5 protein-coding genes are annotated in these 6,194 nt (G+C 44.3%); 1 reads left to right on the forward strand and 4 read right to left on the reverse strand.

From position 1 onward, the window contains the following. Positions 1–99 precede the first annotated feature (99 nt). The gene (locus tag ACTQ53_RS16820) at positions 100–459 is read left to right on the forward strand and encodes a hypothetical protein (RefSeq protein WP_441934399.1); all 360 of its coding nucleotides are present in this window, start codon (positions 100–102) and stop codon (positions 457–459) included. A gap of 850 nt (positions 460–1,309) precedes the next feature. Here ACTQ53_RS16820 and ACTQ53_RS16825 read toward each other — a convergent pair. From ACTQ53_RS16825 to ACTQ53_RS16840, 4 genes are all read right to left on the reverse strand, one after another. Further along, on the reverse strand, positions 1,310–2,506 hold the full coding sequence (locus tag ACTQ53_RS16825; RefSeq protein WP_441934401.1) for a sugar MFS transporter: 1,197 nt from the start codon (positions 2,504–2,506) through the stop codon (positions 1,310–1,312). After that, the gene (locus ACTQ53_RS16830; protein ID WP_441934403.1) at positions 2,469–3,698 is read right to left on the reverse strand and encodes an adenylyltransferase/cytidyltransferase family protein; all 1,230 of its coding nucleotides are present in this window, start codon (positions 3,696–3,698) and stop codon (positions 2,469–2,471) included. The genes ACTQ53_RS16825 and ACTQ53_RS16830 overlap by 38 nt, the downstream gene beginning before the upstream one ends. 436 nt (positions 3,699–4,134) lie before the next feature. Next, positions 4,135–4,899 (reverse strand): glycosyltransferase family 2 protein, encoded by a 765-nt coding sequence (locus tag ACTQ53_RS16835; protein ID WP_441934405.1) that lies wholly within the window; start codon positions 4,897–4,899, stop codon positions 4,135–4,137. Then, on the reverse strand, positions 4,896–5,990 hold the full coding sequence (locus ACTQ53_RS16840; RefSeq protein ID WP_441934407.1) for a tetratricopeptide repeat protein: 1,095 nt from the start codon (positions 5,988–5,990) through the stop codon (positions 4,896–4,898). The genes ACTQ53_RS16835 and ACTQ53_RS16840 overlap by 4 nt, the downstream gene beginning before the upstream one ends. Positions 5,991–6,194 lie beyond the last annotated feature (204 nt).

The following is a 6,194-nucleotide window of genomic DNA, read 5'->3' on the forward strand; positions in this document are numbered from 1 at the left end:
TGCATCACTTTTTCGAAATATTCCCTTGTTTCCATTATCAAATTGTTTTGATTACGGATGCAAAGGTAATATATTATATAGGTACCGCCATACGGGCTAATGGTGATTTACAGACAGACTTTCCTCCAGTCTATTGGCGAAAAACGCCACGACATAGCTTTAGTTGAGTTGAAAAACCTTCAATCAGAATTTGGAATATCTATTGATGCTTTGATGTATAAGGCGAGATATCTAGATGTCATATCAGAAAATCGCTATACAACTTATTGGAAGAAGAAAAATTTCGATTCCAATTTCAAATCCCAGGTAGAGAAGAGCATCATTGATGACGAGCACAGCACCAGATTCGAGAACCTTATCTATCGTGCCCTGTCAAGTGGCTTGATTACAGAATCCAAGGCTGCCGTCTTACTCAACAAAACGACAGAGGAAGTGTTACATAATTTCGTTCTTGCCTAATGGAAATAGTAATCAGCGATACCAAGACGAACTTCTTCACCATGATATTCTATCGAAAGAAGAATATATAACCAAGCTTAAAGCCTTGCTGGAGTCCAACCATCGCCTTCCGACAAAGGAAATTATGAAACGAATCGAGGATTCTCTTTGATAATGTGCCATGATAACAACTCCAGCTAGTAAACTCATCAGCATAGCCCATTGATTGGGCTATGCCAATAAGCATATTCTAAAACACCAAGAAATTCACAATAAATCAACAAAATCCCCCGAATATAAGTTGTAAACTATTAACTATAAACTATTAACTCTAAACAGTAAACTATTAATTATAAATTGTAAATTATAAACTTCCCACCCCCGGCGGTCCCATCCCGCAAAATATGGCGAAGACCGCTTTGGTCCGCCAACCTTAGAGCGTAGCGGTTCTGAGCACCGGAGGGCGGTTACATCCCCGCTTCCTGAGGAAGAGGGGCTTGGGGAGAAAGTGGAGCTCTCCTTGCAGGAGAGACGGAGAGGTAGAAAATTCAGCACTGTAGGGCGGTTACATCCTCTCGTCCCTGAGGGTTTCTGTCCCCTATAAGGGGAACCGAAGGGGTCGTAAAGACTATTGAAGAGAGGCTTGGAGAGAAAGGTGGAGCCTTCTTTAATGGGAAAAAGCGATGCCAATGAGTGCAATGAAAGCTAGCTTTCAAATTGCCGAGTGCAGCTCGCTTTATCAAAAAAGAAGGACGGGATGATTTTAGAACTCCCTTCTTTAACGGTAAGGAAGGTTTCTGTCCGCTAACGGGGGAACCGAAGGGGGTGTAAAGACCATTGAGGGTAGGTTTTCGAAAAATCCTCCTTTTATCTAAAGAGGAACGTGGCGATTCGAAAGCGCATACGTTCCAATCACCCCATAACATACTAACGGTATGAGAAAGGCAATCGCCATACTCCCCGTAGTATCTGCTATATGCCCCATGATTACAGGAGCAACCGCACCACCCACTATCGTCATGATAAGCAACGAAGAAGCAAGCTTGGTCTTTGTACCCGCATCCCTCAATGCCAATGAGAAGATAGTCGGAAACATGATGCTTTCTCCCAGATACAGGGCGAAAAACGCAATGAGAGACAAGGTTCCGCTACATACCACCACAATCAATGTGGCAACAAAGGTGAGGATGGCACAGACCAGCAGCACCAGCCTTGGTTGGATATAATTCATGATGACACCACCAGCCAACCTGCCGATAAAGAACAGACCCATTCCGCCAAAGGCGAGATACAGACTGGCAGTCTGCTTCTCTATATGAATACTCTCCTCAGCATAGTTGATGAAGAAACTGTTCACCCCCGTCTGGGCTGCCACATAAAGAAACAAGGTCAGCATACCAAAACCGAATGCCATCACTCGCATTGGCTTCTCCTCCACCTTCTCGTTCGTATCCGCCTCATGCGCTCTCCTTGGGTCTGGCAATGTAATTCTTGACAGGACCAGTGCCACAGCAAGCACGAAGATACCCACCAGGGCATAAGGGATGGCAATGTTGACACCCGAGAACAGAAGCTGTCCGCCAACCAGCGGTCCCACAATCCATCCGACACCATTGAGCGACTGCGACAGGTTGATTCTGCTCTCCGCCTTGTCAGGATGTCCCAGTACCGTAGTATACGGATTGGCACTCGTCTCCAGACAGGTCAGTCCGCATCCAATCACAAACAGCGACAGTACGAAGAAGTAGAAACTGTTGATTCTGCTTCCCGGTATGAACATCAGGGCACCGATACCGAAGAGAACCAGTCCTGTTATCACTCCCCTCCTGTAGCCCCACTTCCGGATAATCCATCCGGCAGGCAGCGCCATCAGAAAGTAGGCACCATAGACAGCAGCCTGCGTCAGGGCCGACATCGCCTTGCTGATATGGAACGACTCCTGGAAATGCGGATTCAGCACCTCGAGGATGCCATGGGCAAAGCCCCACATGAAGAAGAGACTGCTGATGATGAGGAAGGGCACCAGATAGTTATGCCCTTCGTATCTGAAGATGGATGGCTTCGTCATGATTCTCTGCAAATTTAAGACTGTCCTTTACTACCAGTGCCAGATAACCACCGCCACCGGCTCCCGGCATCTTCCATGCCAGAACCTCCTCCATGTTGCTGTAGCGGTCAATCATCGGCTGTACACTCGCTTCCGGTTCTATCACACCGTTGATAGACGGATTCACCATACCTGGGAACATCGCAATCTGGGCCTCGAAAGATGCCCTGTATGCAGCAGCAAAGGCATCAAGGTCGTGCGCCAGAATCGCCTTCCAGCAGGCATCAGCTGCATCAGCCAGCGCCTTCACCTTCTCAGGCGTGATATCCTTACCTTCCACCACACTGCATCCCGGCCGTCTCGGTTCCATCGGAATCATCACCAGATGGTCTTCCAGGAAACGGAGAGTCATCTCATCCTGCGTACTCTCAATCTTCTCCGGCCAGAAGTTGTTGTCATAATAATGACGCACCAGACCGGGAACACAGATACCGATGGAATCCTGGGCACCCGAGATGATACCATCATGACGCTCAGGATTATTCTCGAAGCAGAATACCAGTCGGGCAAGCATCTCCGGATCCATCTTCGGCAACTTCACCGGCCATATCTTCTGAATCATCTTACGGGTAGAGGTAGACAGACCGCAGCGGTCGCGCACCTCAAAGGTCGGTTCCAGCGAGATGGTAATCGCCCATCCCGGATGATACATGCTTACATAAGGCTGGTCAATCCAAGTACCAGCCAGATCCAGACGGGTAGGAATCCCTGCCTCCTGTGCAGAATTATCAGATACGTTCGATAACGCCTTCTTCAAGTCAGAAGAAGACCGTGCCTTCAAACCCGCATGAGGCGTGCGCTGGAGTTCGACATATTCGATACCCCTTTCCTTACAAATCCTACGTTTCTCATCAGACCCACCTTCAGCGTTCACCACAAACACATCCGGTTTCACCTTATCAAGAGTTGGCAGGAAATCGATGACTCCGCTTCCCTCATTGATATACGCATCCTTCACCGCCTTGATATTCTTGACCATGAATAGCCTTTCCTCCTGTGGGAACATAGGCTTGCGATGCTTATACTCCAGATAAGTAGCATCCGATCCGATACCCACATACAGGTCACCATACTGTGATGCCTGCTGGAAAAATTCCACATGACCGGAATGCAGCAGGTCATAACACCCGCTCACAAAAACTTTTTTTGCCATAAACTTTATAAATAGTTTACGGTTTACAGTTTGCTATTAACCGTAAACCATGATTTGTAGATTTTAAATTATCGTCCCCCTCGGAGGTCCCAGCTCGCACAATCTGACATAGACCGCTTGGGCCCTTCATCTTTAGAGCTTAGCAGTTCTGAGCTTCGGAGGCCGGTTGTATTTCCACCTTCTGAGGAGGAATATGGGGTGGAGGTGGAGCCTTCTTTTATGAGGGAAAAAGAAGGATGGGTTGAATTTTGGAATACAATATTTTCCATCCATCTGCGTTCTTATCAAAAAAGTATTGAACCATAAGACATGATTATATGAAACATCTTTATCAATATCTCCGACTCCTTCTTTGGAGAATCCTTGATGCCATAGACCACAAGCTCGGACCAGGACCAGGCGACCATCGCCTCTAACCCACATTCAAGACAAAGTTTTACATGAACTTTGCCTTAATGAATTGTGGCACTTTCCTAGCCATTTTCATCAGCTTAGTCAATGCCACTGGCTTGAAGCCGTAACCAGAATAAACTCGGATGTCCTCATCCCACATTTTCTTACGCTTGGCAGAATCAGTACTCATACCACCCATGCGCATTCTCGTTACGAACTCAGGGAGATACGCTACCTTCAGATGGCAGTTATACAGATAGTTAACCAGGAGGTTAGTATCAGCAGCAATCTTGTAGCTCTCATCATATAGACCGCATTTCATCATCACCTCACGCTTTATATAGCAAGTAGGATGTAATGGCAGCCAGCCACATCTCACCTTCCAGCGAGCATACTTACCACCAATCCATTTTCTCACCACCTTATTAGTATTCTGCTCATTCACAAAGATACCATCGGCATAGAGGAAATCGCAATCCGTCTCCTCCATCTTCTTCACAACGTGCGATACCGTATCCTTGGCAAACATAAAGTCATCCGAATGGCAAAGAGCAATCACATCACCCGTCGCCATACGAATACCCTTGTTGATAGCCTCATACATACCATGGTCAGGCTCTGAGATGAACTTCACCTTATCTTCATGACTGGCGATAGCCTCACGGATAATCTGAGCAGACTGGTCCTTAGAAGCACCATCCACGATGATATACTCGATGTCAGGATAATCCTGAGCCAACACACTCTCCACCGCACCGCGAATCGTCTTCTCACGGTTGTAACAACTAGTTATAATCGAAACCTTCATCCTTGATTCTTTTCATTTTTTTTCATTTCATCAAATACCTCATTACGCAATTTTACCAATTCTAGCTTTTCATTAGGTATTACTAATTGCTCTAACTCCATCAATGCCGAAGTATTTTGATAATTTGAAAAGATAATTTCTTCTCTAAGCATATTTATCTGAGCTTTGACCTTAATTTCTTCACTATTTTCTTTCATTGTAGAAGCACGAAGAATCGCTTGCTCATATAGTTTTCTTCCCTTTTCTCTATCTTTGCGACGATAAGCAATTAAGCCATGAGTTGCTTCCTTGCAAATGGACATTGATTCCGACAAAGCCTTATTACAGTGTTCTAACTGTTCCATATCTTTTTCTGCTTCATCAAGCTTGTTTATTCTTGCATTAACATAAGCTCGATTATTTAACATCCATGGATCATTAGGATGAGACTTTAGCCCAACTCCCAAAATATTAGAACTTAAATCATAATCTCTTAAAAGAGATGTTGAAATTTCATAGCCAATAAAAACTGGTTTTAAAGAGAATGGCATATCGCAAATCCAATCAATAGCATGATGAATGGATTCTCGAGCATCATTCAATTCCAAGGCCTTATAAACTTTACTTTCGTGGCTGCATTTCACATTAAGACCTGATTGTATCGTTATAGGTATTCGAGCAGAAATCATTGCCCATTCAGCCTGCGCCAAACTATTATCATTAGGATCAACTAATGATTGATTAAACAAGTCACGACTTTTTTTTCTTGTTCCATATTCCATCTCAACTGTACCAAGAGCACTTGCCAACTCTGAAATGCTGAACGGAGTATAGCTTGATGAAAAAATCATCTGTTGACCTTTTTTGATGTTACCAGAGCGTTTACCTCTCATCATAGCGATAGAGATATCTGATGCCATCAACCATGGATCAAATCTTGAAAAGCCTGTTTTTCTCACAATTTCTGCAGCTCTCTCATTATCTCCAATATGGATATAAAATCTAGCAGCAGCCCTTGCCACAAACCTATTCTTTGGATCTAAATAGAGCGCCATTCTCATAAGTTTTTCAGCTTTATCTTTCAAACCGACAGTTACATAAGCTCGGGCCATATCCACATATACTATAGGATTAAAAGGATAAGCATGAGCATATATTCTAAGTGCATGAATTTTTTATGAGTTTCGCTTGCTGTCTTTAATTTCTGAGCCCACTTTAAAAAGTAAGGACTGTTTAAAATGTTTATATTTCACGAAAATAATCTCTGCTTTATGCTGTTATCTGGAATATTTTTCGTATCTTTACACCATCAATTA

Origin of the sequence: Prevotella sp. Sow4_E9_plate (assembly GCF_052116205.1) — a bacterium.
Taxonomy (GTDB): domain Bacteria; phylum Bacteroidota; class Bacteroidia; order Bacteroidales; family Bacteroidaceae; genus Prevotella.